This is a genomic window from Mucilaginibacter mallensis (genome assembly GCF_900105165.1).
Lineage (GTDB): Bacteria > Bacteroidota > Bacteroidia > Sphingobacteriales > Sphingobacteriaceae > Mucilaginibacter > Mucilaginibacter mallensis.
The window spans coordinates 542,206-561,064 of record NZ_LT629740.1 but is presented as its reverse complement, the minus strand read 5'-3'; the positions used below and the strand labels follow the sequence as shown (position 1 = coordinate 561,064).

The following is an 18,859-nucleotide window of genomic DNA, read 5'->3' as shown; positions in this document are numbered from 1 at the left end:
GCTCCCTACGGTCGGTTGTGTTCGTTCCTCGCAATGACGCTTGGTGAGAATTGGAAAATTGCAAATTATTAATTCTTAATATACCTTCTTATAAAACTCCTTCAATGCTCTGCCCGGATCAACTGCTTTATTAACTGCAGCCGATACTGCGATACCATAGATACCCGTTTCCAGCAAATGCTCTACATCGGTAAGCTGTATACCGCCTACCGCTATTGCAGGTATTTCAATATTATGCTTTTGTAACTGGCGGTAACCGTCAAAACCCAGCAGCGGACTATTATTAGGCTTGGTATCGGTATGCGCGAACGGACCGTAACCGCAATAATCAACAACGCCTGTGGCTTGTACCCGCAGCAAGGCATCAATATGGGTTGCTGAACCACCTAATGTTTTATCCTCGCCTATAACTTCGCGTATGGCTTTAAAATCGGCATCAAAATCTTCAATATGTACGCCCTGCGCATCAACCTGATCCAGTAAATGATAGTGGTTGGTGATAATTAGGGTTATACCCCACTCATCGCATATATCAGCTATCTGGTTTATTTCTTCAATCAGCTCATCGTCGGTTTTAGTGAGGCAACGGTATTGTAACCAGTTTGCCCCAGCGGCACAAGCTATCTCCGCCTGCTCAACATGTGTGCGATGCGGGAGATCCTGTGTGAGGTAATGGAATTTGGATATGTATTTTTTCATTATTCTTAGTCCGGAAGTCGGAAAGACTGAAAGTCCGGAAGTTTATTTGTTTTACTTAAAGAACTGCTCATTGCAGCTATATTACTTTCGGACTTACCGACTTCCCCGACTTTCGGTCTGCAAAAACTATTTTTTTATCACTTCACTTATTGGCACGCCAATACTGCCGTTTGGTGCTTGTATGTGTAATAACGCGGCAATGGTTGGTGCAATATCGGTCATATGTGTTTCGCGGGTGGCGCTGCCGTGGTTAATACCCCAGCCCATAAATACCAGCGGAATATGGTTATCATATGGGTTCCAGGTGCCGTGCGTTGTGCCTGTTGGGCCGCCATCGCCTGAGCCGTGGCCCGTAAACCAAGCCGGATCAAGTATAATTTGTATCGCACCGCTATTTTTTGCGCTGTAACCATTAATAATGCGGGTGCGCAATTGCTCAGGAATATTTGCTGATTGTGCCTTAGCCATATCAACTGCAAAGGCTACATAAGGCAGTTTTTGCAGGTATTTAATACATTCTTTTTTTACCGCATCTTCATCAAGGTGCAGGTAATTCAGAATGCGATAATTCAGGTTCACCTGGTAATTGCCTAAGCTTATAACCAATGAATCAACCTTAAATTTATCCAGCAAAACTTTGTTCAGATCTTTTAAAGTTGCAGCCTCATCCCATGTACCCGCCGGGATATTATGGTCATTTAAAAATGCGGTGTTATGTGCAGCACCGTGGTCGGCAGTCAGGAAAACTGTGTAATTACCTTTACCCACCTTAGCATCAAGGAAAGTTAAAAAGTTTGCAATCTCGCGGTCCAAACGCAGGTAGGTATCTTCAATCTCAACCGCGTTTATACCAAACTGATGACCAATATAATCAGGCGATGATAAGCTCATGGCTAAAAAGTCGGTTACATCGTGCTGGCCCAGTTCCTCGCCGTTGATGGCTGCAACCGCCATATCAAGTGTTATGGTATTGCCATAAGGTGTTGAGCGGATCAAGCCTAAGCCTGCCGACTTATATAAAGCTGATGTTTTTACCGGTAAAGTAGGCGCATCAGTTCCTTTAAATTTGCCTTCATATTTGCTGTTATCCGGTGTGCTTTGTATGTAGGTATCAATAGGATAAAGCGTGTTCCAATCAAGTTTCAAGTAGGTTTCAGCAAGTTTTTGATCATTAAAATCCTTTGCCCATTGTGGCAGATCCTGCATATAATAGGTGCTGGTGATCCAGTTGCCGGTTTTATCATCAAACCAGTAAGCGGCATTTGCGGTATGGCCCGCAGGCAAAATTCCACCGCGGTCTTTTAACGCGATGCCTATCACTTTAGAGCGGAAATTAGTAGCTAGCCTTAACTCATCTGTAACAGTAGTCGTCAGCAAATTACGTGGCGACATCTGCCCTGCCTTTGATGCGCTGCCTACGGTTTGTACGCTGGTGTCTTCAGCACAATACATTGACTTGCCTGTAGCCTGAATGATATAATCATTACCTGCGATACCATGTATGGCAGGTACCGATCCTGTATATATACAGCTATGGCCGGGACCGGTAAAGGTAGGTATATAATCAACCTGGGTATTTTCGCAGCTAAAACCCTCGTTAAGCAAACGTTTAAAACCATTATTTTGATAGCGATCATAAAAACGGTATAGGTAATCCCAGCGCATTTGGTCAACCACTATACCTACAACCAGTTTTGGGCGGGGCAATGCGGCAGGGTCAGTGGTAACAGTAGTAGTCGTTTTTTTCTTTTTTGTTTGTGCCGACACTGTTAGCACCGTACATGAGAACGCTAAAAAAAGCAGGTATTTAATTTTCATTCATATATAATTAAGCACGCAAATATCATGAATGTAATGAAAATTACATGTGATATTTATGTTATGACAAGTTTAAATTTGATCGCTGATTTTAATAATTTATGGATTTCGCTGATTTTTACCCTTTGATTTGATAAAATAATCGGTGTAATCCATAAATCAGCAGAATCTGTGATTCAGACAATATTAACGCGCTCCGTTGACTCACCCCGACTACGCTGCGCTGGTCGACCCTCTCTGCGGCAGGCCGCAAAGAGGGTGAGCTTCATTTAGTTTTTTTACCCTCTTTCCACCAAAGGCGAAGAGAGGGTGGTCGAGCGAAGCAACGACCGGGTGAGTCGGCGGAGCGCGGCGAAGTTCCGCGTTAGCAGTTGAAGTGCCCTTCGGCTACGCTCAGGGTGACAAGCACACTTGCAGGCGTATAAGCGGAAAACTCGCCCTGCACGGGAAACGCCCAAATACTTATCACTTTATTTTACCCCCTCCGTCTCCTTCGTCGACACCTCCCCCTAAGTTTAGGGGGAGGCCCAATAAAGGAAATAGTCTCTAAAACTTCAAATTCAACCCTACCAAAAAGTTTGCAGGTGCCTGGGCAAAGAAGTAGTTATTATTAACCACCTTGCCGCCGTCAATATCAGGATAAGTAGCACCGTTAGCTTCATACTGTTCATTGAAAATATTATTAATCAACAGGCTTACACCAATATTTTTAACCGATTTGATACTGAAATTATAGCTCAACCTAATCCCGTTAACAAAATAGCTGTTCAGGTAACGATTGGAGGTTGGATCGGCAGCTGCATAGCCCGGCGGGTTAATGTTGGATGTATTATCCAGATATTGCCTGCTTACATATTTGCTGATGAAAGCAATTTCCGCGCCTTTTGCCGGTACATAGCTGATCTCGCTTGAGCCAACAAAATCAGGCGAAAATGCGATATCAGTTTCTTTATACTGATAGTTCACCATCTGGCCATTATCATTGTCTAACAAATACTGGTTAAAGTCCTTAACCTTGTTGGCGCTCCATGATGCAGTAGCGCTCCAGGTTAACTGATTAGTGATACGCAGCCTGCCATCAAACTCCAAACCTTCGCGGAAGCTATTTTTTACGTTGCTGCGGTTTTGATCGCCTACATCATTTAACTGGCCGGTTAACACCAGCTGATTATAGTACAGCATATAAAATGCGTTAATGCCACCGGTAAATGCCCCCATCTGCGTGCGGTAGCCCAGCTCAAAATCTTTTAAGTTTTCAGGTTTAGGGCGGTCGGCAGGGGTTGATTGGGTGTAATCATCCCGATCAGGCTCATGGTTACCAACCGCAAATGAGGCATACAAATTATTTTTAGTATCGATCTGGTAAGAAAGACCCGCTTTGGGGTTAAAGAAATCAAGCTTAACCTGCTGCTGCACATTCTGTAACTGATCATTAAATCCTAAAAACGAATAAGAGATATGGCGGTACTGCATATCGGCGTACAGCGTTAATTTATCTATGCGATAATCAACCTTGCCATAAATATTGAAATCGGTTTTAAAGGCATCATCACGGGCATACTGGTAATCGGGTGGCGTACCGGTGTATTGCTGGGTCCACTCAATATTATCATAATGCGCGCCACGGTATTCATTATAAGCACCGCCCAAATCAAAGTTCAGATTTTTTTGAGCCGCGTATTTAAAGTTATAGGTAACGCCATAAAATTTATTATTGAGCCACAGCCTGCGGGTAAGATCAGTTGTAGTATCGCCCTTATTCGGCACTAAGCCATAATTTTTGATAGAATCGGCATTTTGGTATTCCTCGTAATAGCCATAGCCGTGCGTGTAGTGTAATGCGCCATTAAAGGATATTTTATCCGAGATCTTTTGGTCTACCAATAACTGGTAATGATCCTGCGTATAGTTATCGGTTTGATTTTTATAAAAGTTATTATCGCTGGGGTTGCCTATAATACCTAAATCATTATAAGTGCGGTTTCCAGCCCTTAAACTATCCTCATTTATACCGTCCCAGGCCTGGTAGGTATGCTCCGTACCCGAAAAAGTATTGAACCTGATCAGCGTATTTTTACCGTAATAAGCACCACTTAAAAAGTAGGATTTAAGGTTTGAGAAAGCCCTATCAATATAACCATCAGAATAAATGCGCGACAACCTGCCGTCAAAACTGAACTTGCCCCCTAACAAACCCGTACCTATATTAATGGTATTCTTTACTGTACCGTAAGAGCCTGCTGAATTATTCAGCTCGAGATAAGCAGTATCGCGGCGGGTGGTAGTTTGTATGTTGATACTCGCCCCAAAAGCTCCCGCGCCATTGGTTGATGTACCTACCCCGCGCTGGATCTGGATATTATCAACCGATGAGGCAAAATCCGGCAGATCGACGAAATAAACGCCTTGTTCTTCAGAGTCGTTATACGGTATACCGTTAATGGTAACGTTTATACGTGTAGCATCTGAACCACGGATGTGGATACCGGTATAACCAATACCTGCACCGGCATCTGATGTAACAACTACAGATGGCGTCTGGTTCAGCAGAAATGGCAGGTCCTGGCCGAGGTTATTCTTTTGAATATCCTTCCGGCTTAAATTGGTATAAGCGGTTGGTGAATTTACTGCCGCGCGGGTACCGCTTACAGTAACTTCATCTGTTAATACGGTGCTGGCAGTTAAAATAAAATTAGTAGAGGTGTTTGCATTCAATACAATTTTTTGGGTGGATGTTTGGTAACCAATGTAGGAAACTTTTAAGGTGTAAGTATCTGCATTCAGGTTGTTGATCGTGTACTTTCCGAAAGCATCAGCAACAGCGCTGGCTGTTGAATTTTGGATAGTAACGGTGGCGCCGGGCAGCGTTGTGCCGGTTTGCCCGTCGGTAATTTTACCGGAGACGGAGAATTGGGCCGATGCCATGACGGGCAACAGCAGGGCGAAGATCGCCACAAATAAATTTTTCAATTAGTGAATAAATAAAATTGTTAAACCATCTGCACACCAGGGTTGAATATGCAGTACACTTAACTTGTTACCTCTCCCTACGCCGGCATTACCCGGATCAGGTGTCTGTCAAAGTCATTAGTCAGTGGTCATTAGTCATTAGTCTGGCAAAAACAGACTTAAGACTTCGGACTCAAGACTTCGTACTCTTAACAATGGGTTTGATCTCAGCCTGTCTTTCAGTTTGATTGCTCAAAGCAAGGCACCCCCTTGAGAATTATAGTGCAAATATAGGTTTTTTTATGAAGTCTGGAAGTTGGGTAGTGCCTCAGTTTGCCATGCTATTGCATTTTGTTTACAACTTCGCAAAAAATAAATAAAACATTACGTGTTAACCCGGCAATGGAAGCGGGGCTGATTAAAGATGTAATGATTATTGGTGAAATTGTAAGATTAGCAGATTAATAATCTTAGTTAATAACTTTTATTTGAGAAACCAGGATATAGCCGTATTTGCCCAATGAAGTAGTATCATGCATCCAATTGAGACTAACATTTATTGGGAATTTAGTATTTGGGTTAATGCCTAACTGCTGTAAGTCTTCGTTAATATCATAGTGTGATGGCGCATTTTTAGTAGTATCATTCTTAATTGTTATAAAAAGTCCGCCACATTCAGCGCACGTTCTAAGATCATACCCAGTTATAACACCTTGACTTTTATAAGGGCTCACACTGTTTTTTTTACAGGATATAGTTATCAATCCTAAACAAACGATAAGAATAAATGCCTTCATTTTATCTTTATTGCAATTACGATCAAACAAGAACTTATGCTACAAATAAAAATATAAATTCAAACTGAGATACTACCGAAAGTTGGAGAAGTTTAGGAGGGATTTCAATGACGTATTTGCTTAAACTTTCCGACTACAGCTGCAGATCGTTCTGTTTCAGCAAACGTATCACCTTTACAAATCGGCGTTTGTAAGTATCGGTCATGGCGCTGATAGTAACGCAGTATTCTTTGCCTGATGTGGAGTGGATGAATTTAAGATCGCCGCCATCATTACAATATACTATGCCCATATGCCCCACACCATGCGGATGATGGCTTTTGGTACCTTTAAATAAGATAATATCGCCGGGGCGCGCATCTTCAATATTGATATTTTCACCCACGTTTACAAAATCCTCCGATGAGCGCGGAATAGTAAAGCTGAAATTTTTAAATACGTAGTTCACAAAACCCGAGCAATCAAACCCGTAAACAGGATCGGATGATGCGGGACGATAGCGTACGCCCAGTAATGTTTGTGCAAATGATAAAAGGGTGTCTGATTTAACACTATCGTTGGTAACAACCTGTATATGCTCGTTTTGCTCTCTTTCCTTATGTTTATGGCGTCGTGGTTTTCCGGCATAGGCGGTTACAGCCATAGCAGCGCACAAAACTAAAAGAATAATCAGGGTAAAAGCTCTTCTCATTTATTGGGCTTAAGATAAGAGCTATTATGTTTAGATCCTTGTTTTTTTTTGAAAAAATAAACCAACAAGAAAAATTGAATGTAGCACAAAGGATATATTTCAGTAATTTGCACACTCATTTAAACGAACCTGCGAGTTCTAAAAAGCATTAAGCCCGGCCTTTCTGCTTTCACCTCAAACTCACCTTTTTATTTCCGCTTTCACCTCAAAATACTACTTTTGCAAACTTTATATAAATACGTACCATGTTAAGAACACATACCTGCGGAGAGTTAAACATCAGCAATTTAGGCCAAACCGTAACATTATGCGGCTGGGTGCAAAAATCACGCGATCTGGGCGGCACAACATTTATTGATGTGCGCGACCGTTACGGATTAACCCAACTGGTTTTAAATATTGACACCGATGAGACCCTGCGCGAAACAGGTAAAAGCCTGGGCCGTGAGTTTGTAATTATGGTTACCGGTAAGGTAATTGAGCGTACCAGCAAAAACCTAAAGATGGCAACCGGCGAGATTGAGATCGCTGTTGAAAATTTAGAGGTATTAAACTCATCAAAAGTTCCTCCGTTTATGATTGAGGATGAAACTGATGGCGGCGAGGAATTGCGTGCAAAATACCGTTATCTGGACTTACGCCGTAATCCAATCCGCAACAACCTGATGCTGCGCCACAAAATGGCACAGGAAATTCGTAAATTTTTAGATTCCCGTAATTTTATTGAGGTTGAAACCCCGGTATTGATAAAATCAACACCTGAAGGCGCACGCGATTTTGTGGTGCCAAGCCGCATGAACCCGGGCGAATTTTACGCATTGCCGCAATCACCGCAAACATTTAAGCAACTGCTGATGGTGAGCGGTTTCGATCGTTATTTCCAGATCGTTAAATGTTTCAGGGATGAGGATCTGCGTGCCGACCGTCAGCCCGAGTTTACACAGATAGACTGCGAGCTATCTTTCATCACCCAGGAAGATATATTAAACATATTTGAAGGCTTAACCCGCCATTTGTTTAAAACAGTTAAGCATATTGACCTTGCTTCGTTCCCCCGCATGCAATATGCTGATGCGATGCGTTTATATGGTTCTGATAAACCTGATATCCGTTTCGGGATGGAATTTGTTGAACTGAACGATATATTAAAAGGCAAAGGCTTCAGCATATTTGATAATGCAGAGCTTATTGTAGGTATTAACGCTAAAGGCTGCGCCGAATATACCCGCAAGCAAATTGACGAGCTTACCGAATGGCTAAAACGCCCGCAAATTGGCGCTACAGGATTGATCTATTGCCGTTACGGTGCTGATGGTACTTTAAAATCATCGGTTGATAAATTTTATGGCGAAGATGACCTGACCAATTTAGCCGCTGCTTTTTCAGCAGAGCCGGGCGATTTAATATTGGTATTAGCAGGCCAAACCGATAAAGTACGCAAGCAACTGAATGAACTGCGCCTGGAGATGGGCACGCGTTTAGGCCTGCGCGATAAAAATGCATTTGCACCGCTATGGGTACTTGATTTCCCGCTATTAGAGTGGGATGAAGAAACCAGCCGCTACCATGCTATGCACCATCCGTTCACCTCGCCTAAACCTGAGGACATAGCCATGCTGGATACTGACCCGGGAGCTGTACGCGCCAATGCTTATGACCTGGTTATAAACGGCACTGAAATAGGTGGTGGTTCTATCCGTATACATGATAGGGCGCTGCAATCATTAATGTTCAAACATTTAGGATTTTCGCCTGAAGAAGCTCAGAAACAATTTGGCTTTTTAATGGATGCCTTTGAATATGGCGCACCTCCACATGGTGGTATAGCCTTTGGGTTCGACAGGTTGTGTTCAATTTTTGCAGGATTGGATTCTATCCGCGATGTGATAGCGTTCCCTAAAAACAATTCGGGCCGTGATGTGATGATCGATTCACCATCAACCATTGCTGAGGCTCAATTAAATGAATTAAAAATAAAGACAACCGTACAAGGTTAATTTCCTATGTAACAATGCGGTGTGATATAAGCACAGGTAAATGTTTTTTGTTAACTTGCCTGTGTTTATATTTTATTGATAAAAATTAAAAACTGTATATAATTTTCAATTAAAAAAACAGTTATAGCGTTAAAGAATAATATGAAGAGAATTTTTTTACTATTTGGTTTACTTATCGTTCTATTTTCAGCTTGCACAAAAACAAGCTATAATGCTACTAAACAGGCAGATATTGATGAAGTAAAAATACAGAAATACATAGCCGCCAATCACCTTAATGTAATTAAGGATAAATCAGGTATTTATTACCAGATCTTACAAACGAGCGCAGGCACTACCCGCCCATCGGTTGCTGACTCTGATACTGTGCAGGTTACTTATACCGGCAAACTATTAAACGGTACTACTTTTGATTCAGAATCTGTTACTTTGCTTCCTTTGGCAAGTGTGGTTTCAGGTTTCCAGTCTGGTATGGAGCTGCTTACAGTTAATGGCTCTGCACCATATGCCAGGATAATGATGATCATCCCTTCGGCACTTGGTTATGGAACTACAACAGGCGGGACTGTCCCTGCAAACTCCGTTTTGGTATTTACGGTCGATCTCATAGGGCTCGTCCAGGGGCATGGGAAGTAGCTTCCACAGGCAGATCTAACACATTTAATTATTGTCCAACCTCCTTTTCATTTGCAGTAAAAATCAATGGCGGAGCCCAACGGCTGAGCTGTTATTTAAAAACCATGCTATCCATCAGGCCCGGTCAGCCGGCACAAGCGATAAGGCGCGGGTAAAAGTTAATCAAAAAATGATTGATTGGGCCGATATTATTTTGGTGATGGAACGCAAACATCATCAAATATTAAAACAACGGTTTGAGTTAACCGGTAAACAAATCCTTGTTCTGAACATTGAAGACAACTACCGGTTGAATGATCCTGAACTTATTAACATTTTAAAACTCCACCTGCGGGATTACCTATAAGTTAATGCGCGTTAGCCCATTGAGCAATATTTTAACTATCTGATTATCCGTACTTTCGCTCTGTTGTCTTTTTGTACAAAAACCATAACGTATTTATCAACTTATTAACATTTGTTAAATATTCTTTTGTCAATACGATTTATACATTTTATATTTATGCACCTTATTAACAGAGAGCATGACTCGCAACCGTTTCAAGAAGGTGCTTTTAGTTGCACCCGAAGTTTCATCACATCAATTAACCGCCGAATATTCAAGCGTTAGACATATCGACTCGGTACACCAGGTCTTCCCCTCTATTTATCAGTTAAACCCCGACCTTATAGTTTTAGATTATAATCATTTTAGCAAGGACGTTGAAAAAATAGTACGCCGCATAAGAGGGAATAAATTCTATAGTAAAATAAAGATCTGCTGCTATAAAACAAAGCCACATACCAAACAGGATGGCTTATTAACTGCCATAGGCGTTGATTTCTTTATCTACCAGGAAGAATTGGTGCTTGACATCAAAAGCAAGAGTATACCAAATATCTTTAGCAGTATATTTGATATAACTCACCTGGCAGGATTAGTACCTAATCCATCTACAAATTTATAATCCGGAGATCTAGTCGATCCACTCAAACCTTGTATAAGGCACCAGTACTTCAGGTATTTTTATGCCCCTGTCTGTTTGGTTATTCTCCAGCAATGTAGCAACTATGCGCGGCAATGCCAATGCACTACCATTAAGCGTGTGAGCCAGTTGGGTTTTACCCTCAGCATTACGGAAACGCAACTTTAAGCGGTTAGTCTGGAAAGTTTCAAAGTTTGATACAGACGATACCTCCAGCCAGCGTTGTTGTGCCGCGCTCCAGGTTTCCATATCATAAGTTAAGGCTGATGCAAAGCCCATATCGCCACCGCATAAACGCAGCACACGGTATGGCAGACCTAAATTTTGCAGTAAGCCCTGCACATGCGCGCTCATGCTTTCCAATACCCTGTATGAATCATCAGGATGAACTACCTGTACTATTTCCACCTTATCAAACTGGTGCAAACGGTTAAGGCCACGCACATGCGCGCCATATGAGCCTGCCTCGCGGCGGAAACATGCGGTATAACCACAATTTTTTACCGGCAGTTCATCGGCCTTCAATATCACATCACGATATAAGTTGGTGATAGGCACTTCGGCAGTTGGTATAAGATATAAATCATCTTTTTTAACATAATACATCTGGCCTTCTTTATCCGGCAGTTGGCCTGTTCCAAAACCTGACGCTTTATTAACCATTAATGGTAGCATCACTTCGGCATAGCCTGCTTTTTCGGCTTCATCCAAAAAATAAGCGATCAATGCCCTTTGTAGTTTAGCACCTTTACCCTTATATACCGGGAAACCCGCACCAGTTATTTTTACGCCAAGTTCAAAATCTATCAGATTATACTTCTTTGCCAATTCCCAATGTGGTAGAGAATTTGTCGGTAAAATTGGTTTAAAACCTGATTCTAATACAATTTGATTTTCTTCAGGTGTTTTTCCTCTAGGAACCGATTTATGAGGAAGATTTGGAAGTTTAACTATTAACCTATCTAGTTTTTTTGCATAGTAGTTAACTTTCCTTTTAAATTCAGGCTCTTGCTCTTTTAAAACTGAAATTTGCAACAGTATGGTTTCTATTTCAGACTGTGGAGATTTATTCTTTTTTAATTGTGGTATCTGTGATGATAAAAATTTACTTTCATGTAATGCAATGTCCAACTTTGTTTTAAATTCTCTCAGTTTAAAATCTGTTTTTAATATATCATCAACCAATTGAGGCTGTTTGAAATTTTTTACAGCCAAACGTTCTAAAACTTTTTCCCTGTTATCGCGGATATAACTAACTTGCAGCATTTAATTTATTTTTAGGCAAAGATATAATTAGTTCATAGATCATGGTTCATGGTTCATAGTAAAATTTGATTAATAGATGATAGCTACTATTCTGCTGTGATTTATTTATATTGATAAAACTGCCATGATCTATGAACCATGACCTATGAACCAAAAAAACCATGAGCGAAACAGGTAAACTCTACTTAGTCCCCACCCCCATAGGCAATCTTGAGGATATTACCTTTAGGGCCATACGTGTTTTGAAGGAAGCCGACCTGATACTGGCCGAAGATACCCGTACATCCGCGCCATTGCTGAAACATTTTGATATTCATCAAAAGGTGTTCGCACATCATCAGCATAATGAGCATCAGTCATCAAACGAGATCATTAGGTTTTTAAAAGAGGGGAAAAATATAGCGCTGATATCAGACGCGGGGACCCCAGCCATATCCGATCCGGGGTTTTACCTGGTACGTGAAGCACTAAAGCATGATCTGCAGGTTGAATGCCTGCCGGGCGCTACGGCCTTTGTGCCGGCATTGGTTAACTCTGGCTTCCCTACCGACCGCTTTTGCTTTGAGGGATTTTTACCGCTGAAAAAAGGCCGCCAAACCCGCTATAAAATATTAAGCCAGGAAGAGCGTACTATTATACTGTATGAATCGCCGCACAGGATCATGAAAACGCTTGAAGAAATGATCACCTATTTTGGTGCCGACAGGCAATTATCCGTATCACGTGAGCTGACAAAAATGTTTGAAGAAACGGTACGCGGTACCGCTGAGGAGGTTAAAACTTATTTTGAAACACACCCGGTAAAAGGTGAGTTTGTAATTTGTGTAGCGGGTGCTGAGGGTAAACCTGCAAAGGAACGAGATTAACAAAATAGAAAATAAAACCCGGCGTCATTGCTGTAAGGCACGAAGCAATTTATATAGAATAGAGGGGGTGTCACACTGAGGTACTCGAAGTGTGAGGGCAAAGGCCTTTACGCTTATGCTTCGAGTGCCTCAGCATGACCTAACGCGCTATTTCTACGTAGGGATTGCTTCGTTCCTCGCAATGACGCTTTGAGAATATATAACGATATGCATGACTATTTAATCAGCGTAAAAAAGCGCTTTGAACTTGAAAAAGTATTAGCTGAGAAAACCTTTGAGCAAATAAATGACGAAGCACTGTTTTGGCAATATAATGAAGAGAGCAACAGCATTGCCATAATTGTGCAGCACCTTGCGGGTAATATGCTTTCGCGGTGGACAGATTTTTTAACTACAGATGGAGAAAAACCCTGGCGCGAACGTGATGCAGAGTTTGAAAATAATATCATTACCCGGCAAGCGTTAATAGCCAACTGGAATAGTGGTTGGGATTGTTTATTTAACTCACTCAACCTGGTACAGATTGAGGATTTAAATAAAGAGATATTCATCCGCAACGAAAGCCATACCGTTATTGATGCTATTAACAGGCAATTAGTGCATGTAGCGTACCATGTTGGGCAAATAGTATTTATTGGCAAGATGGTTTCCGGCCCAAAATGGGAATCACTAACCGTACCAAAAGGAAAATCAGCGGCTTTTAATGCCGGAAAATTTAACAAATGAAGAAAAACATCCTGTTATCCATATTCTCCGGTTTGTTGCTTTGGATAGCCTGGCCGCCTACACCCTATACCACTTTCCTGCTATTTGTTGGTTTTGTACCGATGCTGATCATGATGGAAAACATCATCCAATCGCATGTGGGTAAAAAAGGCAAAAAGATCTTCGGCCTTACCTTTCTGGGCTTTTTTATATGGAATACGCTGTGTATTTACTGGGTATATAATTCATTAAAAATGATAGGGCCCATTACGGCTATCCCTATCAGCTTAATACCCTACTCACTTGGGCCATTGCTGATGGCTACTGCCTGCTGGCTTTACTATAGGTTACGGCGTATCACCAACCGTGGCTTGAGCTTGTTTGGCCTGGTTTGTTTTTGGATTGGCTACGAATACCTGCATCAAACCTGGGATTTAAACTTTCCGTGGATGACCTTGGGTAACGGTTTCGCGGTGAGCCACCAATGGATACAGTGGTATGAGTATACCGGCGTATACGGTGGTACCGTGTGGATCTGGATCATCAACATCCTGCTGTTTTTAATATACACCGGCTTGCGCGAAGGCAAGAGCAAAGCCTTACGATTAAGCCTTATCGTGGCATTTGTGCTGGCGCTTATTTTGCCGCTGAGCTATTCACTATATCGCTACCATACTTACCAGGAGCAGCCCAACCCATCAAACATTGTGGTGGCCCAGCCAAATATCGATCCTTATGCTAAGGTATCCGATATCCCTACCGGCAAGCAGATCAACATTTTAACCCATATTTCCGATTCCATAGGGCAGCCAAATACCGAGTTTTTCATCTGGCCGGAAACTGCGATAAGCGACCAGGTTAATGAAAACCGCATCCATAGTAATAACTACTTTTTACAGATACAACATTTCCTGAATAAATATAAAAACGGCAACGTACTTACCGGTGCCGAAACTTTTAAGCTGTATGATACCAGGGCGACAAAAACCGCCAGCCCAACAGATCAGCCAAACCAATTCTATGATAATTTTAATACCGCGCTGAATATTGAGAATTCGGCTGAGGTGCAGTTCTACCATAAATCAAAGCTGGTACCGGGTGCTGAGTCGATGCCATTTGGTGATGCCTTATCATTTATGAAACCAGTGTTTGAGCATTTGGGCGGGGCAACAGGCAGCTATGCAGGTCAGCCGGAGCCGGGAGTGTTTTACTCACAGGGAGGTATTGGTGTTGATCCGGTTATCTGCTATGAATCTATTTGGGGGGAGTATATTGCCGAATCGGTACATAAAGGCGCGCAATTTATCGCCATAATTACCAATGATGGCTGGTGGGAAAACACATCAGGCAAGGACCAGCACCTTGATTATGCTAAATTAAGGGCTATTGAAACGCGCAGATGGGTGTGCCGATCAGCTAATACAGGTATCTCTGCCTTTATTAACCAACGCGGCGATATTGTTCAGCGTACTAAATGGTGGGTGAAAACTGCTATAAAACAGGATATCAATCTCAATTCAGATCTTACGTTTTATGTGCTGTATGGCGATTATATCCCAAGAGCGGGATGTGTTTTGGCAGTGATAGGGATAATCCTAATATTGGGAACCGGGATTAAACGGATTAAGAAGATTTAAGGATGTAATGTTAGCTTCTCAACGCGCGTCATTGCGGGGAACGAAGCAATCTCTATGCTATACAGAGCGAATTAACCAAGCAAAACGACCTGCTTACGTAGGGATTGCTTCGTTCCTCGCAATGACGCTTTATTAATAAAACGGAGATGTCATACTAAGCGCTAGTCGAAATATGAGTGTAGAGGCCTTTGCCCACATGCTTCGACTAGCGCTCAGCATAACACCCTACTAAGACAACTATCCTCTCTCCAAAATAAACTGGAGCAGGTCATGAATAGGTTGTTTGATGATCTTACCGGTGCGTACGCCGGTCACTTTACAAAGTTCCTGTAGTTCATCGGCAAAAACATAAGCTATTGATCCTACAAAATTGCATTTGTACTTATTGTATTGTGGGTACGATTTAATATTGGTATCAATAAACTCCAGCAGACCATCATGCAATAGCTTTTGCGCATATTCCGTTTCCCGTATCTGACTTAAAAACCGGGAAAACGCTGCCAGGTATGAGTTTCCGCCGGGTTTCTGGTATACATTTTTTATTACATCTTCGCGGGTTAGATGGTAGGCTGCTTCAAATTTAGCGTCGATATCCGCGGGCATTTTGCCGTACAGATAATCAGTTATCAACGCCTTGCCAAACCAGGTTCCTGAGCCTTCATCGCCCAAAACAAAACCTAAGCCATGCTGGCCGGCATGTATATCCTCGCCATCAAAAAAAGAAATGTTTGAGCCGGTGCCCAATACACAACATAGCCCCTTCTCGTGCCCGCAGGTGGCATAAGCCGAACCCAGCAGATCACTATCCACACTAATATATGCTTTGGGGAATAATTGACTAATGGCATTTGAAACAATTTCGTGCCTGTCGGGACTGGAACAGCCCGCACCAAAAAAGTAGATCTCGGTAATATCAGCGGCAAAGGCTATCAAGTCGGCAGCCTGCTCCTGCATTATTTTAACGATATCTTTTTCTGATAAAAAGTAAGGATTTAAGCCTGATGTCCTGAATTGTTGTGCTTCCTGTTGTGGTATAGCGAGCAGCCAATCTGTTTTTGACGATCCGCTATCAGCAACTAAGATCATGTGAAAATATTTCTTCCAGGCCTTTATGAGTAACAGGTTTATGAATAAACTGGCAAACGTATTTATTCACCAATGATTGCTTTATATCAGTAGGATCAAGCGATGAGGAAAGCATATATATTTTTATAGCGTCTTTATTTTCAATGGATATTTTTTCATATTCATCCAAAAATTCAAATCCGCTCATTTCAGGCATCCGGATATCCAGAAATATGAAATCGGGATGAACCGAACCATTGCGCAAGGCTTCTATTGCTTGCTCGGGCGATTGCAGGATGATAATGTTTTCGGCAAAATTACCACTTTCTAAAATTTTACTGGTAACAAAATTATCAATGTAATTATCATCGATCAGTAAACAGGTTTTATAACGGGCACTCATAATCAAAATTAACTTTTAAATCGTTTAAAAGAGCATAATTGACAGATTATTAATCAACATAATGTATTAACAATTCTGCAATATTCGTAACTTTTTTGTTAGATAACAATCACTTATAAATTTTAGCAGCTATACTTTTAAGTTTGCTGCTAAACCATTAGAGGGCTAATATTGCTGACGGTTTAATATTCAATATAAATTTTTAATACCTTGCCGGATGAAAACATTTCACCTAAATGCTTTTTTTTCTTTAATACTAGTTTTAATGTCTACCCATATCAGTACCGCGGCAACCATGTCACAAATTTCATATACCGTAACCTTTCCCGAAGCACAGGCTCATTATGCTGATGTTGAAATGAATATCAGCCATTTAAAACAACATACATTGGTGCTTAAAATGCCCGTTTGGACACCCGGCTCGTATCTTATACGTGAGTATGCCAAAAATGTTGAGGCTTTTAGTGTAAGCACAAAAGGCAATGAATTGCCTTTTATTAAAACCCGCAAAAACTGGTGGAGCATTAATACCCAGGGGTTAAATGATATTACGGTAAAATATAGGGTTTATTGTAATGAAATATCTGTACGTACCAGCACAGTTGATGCTTCGCACGCGTTTATCTCAACTTCAGGCTTTTTCATGTATCCTGAAGGGATGCTGCATGCCCCCTCAACCATCCAAATTAAACCATACGATGGTTGGACGAAGGTTTCTACCAGTTTAGATATGGTGAATAATGATCCCTTTACTGTAACCGCTCCTAATTATGACATTTTGTTCGATTCACCTATTGAGGTGGGTAACCAGGATATATTTGGCTTTAAAGCTGCCGGTGTAGATTACGAGATAGCCATGTTTGGCAACGGCAAATACGATAAAGAGCGCCTTAAAAAAGATATGGCCAAAATTATTGAGCAGGAAACTGCCGTTTATGGCGAAAACCCCAACAAACGTTATGTTTTTATAATACACCACTATCTAAAAGGCGGTGGTGGCCTTGAGCATTTAAGCTCAACCGTAATGGGTGCCGCGCGCGATGCTTATACTACTGAAACCGGCTATCAAAACTTTTTAAGCCTCTTTGCGCATGAGCATTTCCACCTGTGGAACGTAAAACGCCTGCGCCCTATAGCTTTAGGTCCGTTTGATTATGACAATGAGAATTACACTACCGACCTGTGGATAGCTGAAGGATTTACCGCTTATTATGAGGATATTATACTAAGGCATGCCGATTTAATTCCGGTTGATAATTACTTAAACGTATTGAGCAATGACATTAATTCGGTTGAAAACCAAGCGGGCAGAAAATTTCAGTCTGTTACTGATGCCAGCTATGATGCCTGGATAAAGGCTTATCGCCCTAATGAAAACACCGGAAATACTACTATATCTTATTACAGCAAAGGATCAATAATAGCCATGTTGCTTGATCTGGAGATTATTAACGACAGCAATGCCAAATACTCGCTGGATGATGTAATGAAGCATATGTATGATGAGTATTATAAAGGCAAAAAACGTGGCTATACTGATGTTGAGTTTAAACAAGGGCTTGAAAAATTTGCCGGGAAAAAATTGGATGATTTTTACAAAAAGTATGTTTACGGCGTTGCTGATATTGATTATAACAAATACCTGGGTTATGCAGGTTACAAAATAACCGATGCGCTGGCAGCAAATAACGATCCATCATTAGGCGTGGGAACTACAAATACTAATAATAAAATAACTGTTAGCAGCGTATTACGTGGCAGCGCGGCATGGATAGCCGGTATTAATACCGATGATCAACTGGTTACAATAAATGGGAATGCAATAAACACTATGCAAGATGCTTTAACCGGCAAAAAACCCGGCGATAAAATAACCGTAACCGTTAACCGCGATGGACAGCCATTAACATTACAGGTAACACTACTCAAAAATGCACAGGTGAAATACAAGATAGACCCGCTGGATAATCCCACTCCACAGCAACTTACAACAAGAAATAAATGGCTTAAACTTTAATGGTGTAGTGCTGATTGGCTGTACCATTTTTTATAATTAAAACATATAATATAATACCCTGTTGTATTTATATCTATGAAAATCATTAATTAAATTAAAGCACTATGAACTCGTTATTGTATATCATAGCCGTTATCCTCCTGATTGGGTGGGCATTAGGCGTATTCATGTATTCAGCCACAGGTATTATACATGTATTATTAGTTATTGCAATTATAGCCTTAATATTAGGTATAATAAGGCGACCGACTACTATATAACCCGGTTGCCGGGTTATTACAAAGAGGCGTTTCATTTAGATGGAACGCCTCTTTTTGTTTAGCATTATTACCACTCTGCATAGTGGGA

At 41.3% G+C, this 18,859-nt stretch carries 17 protein-coding genes and 1 pseudogene; 10 read left to right on the top strand and 8 right to left on the bottom strand.

The window, feature by feature from the left end:
• Positions 1-75: 75 nt before the first annotated feature.
• The 3 genes from BLU33_RS02350 to BLU33_RS02340 all read right to left on the bottom strand — a co-directional run bounded on the left by BLU33_RS02350 (position 76) and on the right by BLU33_RS02340 (position 5,487).
• A complete protein-coding gene (locus BLU33_RS02350) occupies positions 76-699 on the bottom strand; it encodes a thiamine phosphate synthase (protein ID WP_091368686.1) in 624 nt (207 codons plus the stop codon).
• Positions 700-825: 126 nt separating this feature from the next.
• A complete protein-coding gene (pafA, locus tag BLU33_RS02345) occupies positions 826-2,517 on the bottom strand; it encodes an alkaline phosphatase PafA (protein WP_091368681.1) in 1,692 nt (563 codons plus the stop codon).
• Positions 2,518-3,063: 546 nt separating this feature from the next.
• Entirely contained in the window at positions 3,064-5,487 is a 2,424-nt protein-coding gene (locus BLU33_RS02340) for a TonB-dependent receptor (RefSeq protein ID WP_317040551.1), read from the bottom strand.
• 314 nt (positions 5,488-5,801) lie between these two features.
• Between BLU33_RS02340 and BLU33_RS25740 the strand changes: the two are divergent.
• Positions 5,802-5,931: pseudogene (locus tag BLU33_RS25740) on the top strand (IS1 family transposase); the annotation flags it as partial.
• Positions 5,932-5,936: 5 nt separating this feature from the next.
• Here the strand turns inward: BLU33_RS25740 and BLU33_RS02335 are convergent.
• A complete protein-coding gene (locus BLU33_RS02335; RefSeq protein ID WP_091368673.1) occupies positions 5,937-6,263 on the bottom strand; it encodes a hypothetical protein in 327 nt (108 codons plus the stop codon).
• 133 nt (positions 6,264-6,396) lie between these two features.
• Entirely contained in the window at positions 6,397-6,954 is a 558-nt protein-coding gene (locus tag BLU33_RS02330; protein WP_091368669.1) for a C40 family peptidase, read from the bottom strand.
• A gap of 245 nt (positions 6,955-7,199) precedes the next feature.
• On the opposite strand from BLU33_RS02330, the gene aspS reads away from it, so the two are divergent.
• The 4 genes from aspS (at position 7,200) to BLU33_RS02310 (ending at position 10,534) form a co-directional block, all read left to right on the top strand.
• The gene (gene aspS / locus BLU33_RS02325) at positions 7,200-8,951 is read left to right on the top strand and encodes an aspartate--tRNA ligase (RefSeq protein ID WP_091368667.1); all 1,752 of its coding nucleotides are present in this window, start codon (positions 7,200-7,202) and stop codon (positions 8,949-8,951) included.
• 141 nt (positions 8,952-9,092) lie between these two features.
• Positions 9,093-9,587 carry an FKBP-type peptidyl-prolyl cis-trans isomerase gene (locus tag BLU33_RS02320; RefSeq protein ID WP_091368663.1) on the top strand — a complete coding sequence of 165 codons (495 nt, stop codon included), beginning with the start codon at positions 9,093-9,095 and terminating at the stop codon, positions 9,585-9,587.
• Between the two features lie 31 nt (positions 9,588-9,618).
• Positions 9,619-9,933, top strand: a complete 315-nt coding sequence (locus tag BLU33_RS02315) for a low molecular weight protein tyrosine phosphatase family protein (RefSeq protein ID WP_091368658.1) — start codon at positions 9,619-9,621, stop codon at positions 9,931-9,933.
• A 178-nt stretch (positions 9,934-10,111) separates the two neighbouring features.
• A complete protein-coding gene (locus tag BLU33_RS02310) occupies positions 10,112-10,534 on the top strand; it encodes a response regulator (protein WP_091368655.1) in 423 nt (140 codons plus the stop codon).
• Between the two features lie 9 nt (positions 10,535-10,543).
• Here the strand turns inward: BLU33_RS02310 and serS are convergent, their stop codons facing one another.
• On the bottom strand, positions 10,544-11,818 hold the full coding sequence (gene serS, locus BLU33_RS02305) for a serine--tRNA ligase (protein ID WP_091368652.1): 1,275 nt from the start codon (positions 11,816-11,818) through the stop codon (positions 10,544-10,546).
• A gap of 161 nt (positions 11,819-11,979) precedes the next feature.
• Between serS and rsmI the strand changes: the two genes are divergently transcribed.
• The 3 genes from rsmI to lnt all read left to right on the top strand — a co-directional run bounded on the left by rsmI (position 11,980) and on the right by lnt (position 15,026).
• Positions 11,980-12,684 carry a 16S rRNA (cytidine(1402)-2'-O)-methyltransferase gene (gene rsmI, locus BLU33_RS02300; protein WP_091368648.1) on the top strand — a complete coding sequence of 235 codons (705 nt, stop codon included), beginning with the start codon at positions 11,980-11,982 and terminating at the stop codon, positions 12,682-12,684.
• 207 nt (positions 12,685-12,891) lie between these two features.
• Positions 12,892-13,410, top strand: a complete 519-nt coding sequence (locus tag BLU33_RS02295) for a DUF1572 family protein (protein WP_091368644.1) — start codon at positions 12,892-12,894, stop codon at positions 13,408-13,410.
• Positions 13,407-15,026 carry an apolipoprotein N-acyltransferase gene (gene lnt / locus BLU33_RS02290; RefSeq protein WP_091368639.1) on the top strand — a complete coding sequence of 540 codons (1,620 nt, stop codon included), beginning with the start codon at positions 13,407-13,409 and terminating at the stop codon, positions 15,024-15,026. The genes BLU33_RS02295 and lnt overlap by 4 nt, the downstream gene beginning before the upstream one ends.
• A 237-nt stretch (positions 15,027-15,263) precedes the next feature.
• Here lnt and BLU33_RS02285 read toward each other — a convergent pair whose 3' ends face one another.
• Complete coding sequence (locus tag BLU33_RS02285; RefSeq protein ID WP_091368634.1) at positions 15,264-16,112, bottom strand: N-acetylglucosamine kinase; 849 nt, start codon at positions 16,110-16,112, stop codon at positions 15,264-15,266.
• Complete coding sequence (locus BLU33_RS02280) at positions 16,096-16,494, bottom strand: response regulator (RefSeq protein ID WP_091368631.1); 399 nt, start codon at positions 16,492-16,494, stop codon at positions 16,096-16,098. Before BLU33_RS02280 ends, BLU33_RS02285 begins: the two co-directional genes overlap by 17 nt.
• A 265-nt stretch (positions 16,495-16,759) precedes the next feature.
• On the opposite strand from BLU33_RS02280, the gene BLU33_RS02275 reads away from it, so the two are divergent.
• On the top strand, positions 16,760-18,511 hold the full coding sequence (locus tag BLU33_RS02275; protein WP_232009377.1) for a M61 family metallopeptidase: 1,752 nt from the start codon (positions 16,760-16,762) through the stop codon (positions 18,509-18,511).
• A 104-nt stretch (positions 18,512-18,615) separates the two neighbouring features.
• Positions 18,616-18,771 carry a lmo0937 family membrane protein gene (locus tag BLU33_RS24990; protein WP_157682022.1) on the top strand — a complete coding sequence of 52 codons (156 nt, stop codon included), beginning with the start codon at positions 18,616-18,618 and terminating at the stop codon, positions 18,769-18,771.
• Positions 18,772-18,859: the final 88 nt, after the last annotated feature.

What these genes read in the sequence shown, in the direction of transcription:
- BLU33_RS02350 (WP_091368686.1), bottom strand. Translation starts at nt 699, where the DNA reads ATGAAAAAATACATATCCAAATTCCATTACCTCACACAGGATCTCCCG.
- pafA (WP_091368681.1), bottom strand. Translation starts at nt 2,517, where the DNA reads ATGAAAATTAAATACCTGCTTTTTTTAGCGTTCTCATGTACGGTGCTA.
- BLU33_RS02335 (WP_091368673.1), bottom strand. Translation starts at nt 6,263, where the DNA reads ATGAAGGCATTTATTCTTATCGTTTGTTTAGGATTGATAACTATATCC.
- BLU33_RS02330 (WP_091368669.1), bottom strand. Translation starts at nt 6,954, where the DNA reads ATGAGAAGAGCTTTTACCCTGATTATTCTTTTAGTTTTGTGCGCTGCT.
- aspS (WP_091368667.1), top strand. Translation starts at nt 7,200, where the DNA reads ATGTTAAGAACACATACCTGCGGAGAGTTAAACATCAGCAATTTAGGC.
- BLU33_RS02320 (WP_091368663.1), top strand. Translation starts at nt 9,093, where the DNA reads ATGAAGAGAATTTTTTTACTATTTGGTTTACTTATCGTTCTATTTTCA.
- BLU33_RS02310 (WP_091368655.1), top strand. Translation starts at nt 10,112, where the DNA reads ATGACTCGCAACCGTTTCAAGAAGGTGCTTTTAGTTGCACCCGAAGTT.
- serS (WP_091368652.1), bottom strand. Translation starts at nt 11,818, where the DNA reads ATGCTGCAAGTTAGTTATATCCGCGATAACAGGGAAAAAGTTTTAGAA.
- rsmI (WP_091368648.1), top strand. Translation starts at nt 11,980, where the DNA reads ATGAGCGAAACAGGTAAACTCTACTTAGTCCCCACCCCCATAGGCAAT.
- BLU33_RS02295 (WP_091368644.1), top strand. Translation starts at nt 12,892, where the DNA reads ATGCATGACTATTTAATCAGCGTAAAAAAGCGCTTTGAACTTGAAAAA.
- lnt (WP_091368639.1), top strand. Translation starts at nt 13,407, where the DNA reads ATGAAGAAAAACATCCTGTTATCCATATTCTCCGGTTTGTTGCTTTGG.
- BLU33_RS02285 (WP_091368634.1), bottom strand. Translation starts at nt 16,112, where the DNA reads ATGATCTTAGTTGCTGATAGCGGATCGTCAAAAACAGATTGGCTGCTC.
- BLU33_RS02280 (WP_091368631.1), bottom strand. Translation starts at nt 16,494, where the DNA reads ATGAGTGCCCGTTATAAAACCTGTTTACTGATCGATGATAATTACATT.
- BLU33_RS02275 (WP_232009377.1), top strand. Translation starts at nt 16,760, where the DNA reads ATGTCTACCCATATCAGTACCGCGGCAACCATGTCACAAATTTCATAT.
- BLU33_RS24990 (WP_157682022.1), top strand. Translation starts at nt 18,616, where the DNA reads ATGAACTCGTTATTGTATATCATAGCCGTTATCCTCCTGATTGGGTGG.